Origin of the sequence: Flavobacterium cupreum (assembly GCF_003996965.1) — a bacterium.
GTDB classification, from domain to species: domain Bacteria; phylum Bacteroidota; class Bacteroidia; order Flavobacteriales; family Flavobacteriaceae; genus Flavobacterium; species Flavobacterium cupreum.
In genome coordinates this window covers 1-297 of sequence record NZ_QWDM01000213.1, presented here as the reverse complement: position 1 = coordinate 297, position 297 = coordinate 1, and the positions used below count along the sequence as shown (strand labels likewise).

General features: G+C 61.3%; 1 protein-coding gene. It reads left to right on the top strand.

Going from position 1 to position 297, the window contains the following annotated elements; genetic code table 11:
* A partial coding sequence (locus tag D0817_RS27215) for an RtcB family protein (RefSeq protein ID WP_161568493.1) occupies window positions 1-297 on the top strand: 297 nt, incomplete at both ends.

The window sequence follows — 297 nt, the reverse complement described above, 5'->3', positions numbered from 1 at the left end:
AGACGCACGTGGAAGCGGTCAATTGCCACCACAACTACGTGCAGAAGGAGCACCACTTTGGCAAAGATGTGCTGATCACGCGTAAGGGGGCGGTGTCGGCGCGTCCGGGCGAGCTTGGGATCATTCCTGGTTCGATGGGCGCGAAGAGCTTCATCGTGCGCGGAAAAGGCAACCCGGAGAGCTTCAACAGCTGTAGCCACGGCGCAGGGCGTTTGATGAGCCGTACCGAGGCCAAGAAGCGTTACACGATCGAGGACCAGGTCAAGGCCACCGAGGGCGTGGAGTGCCGCAAGGACG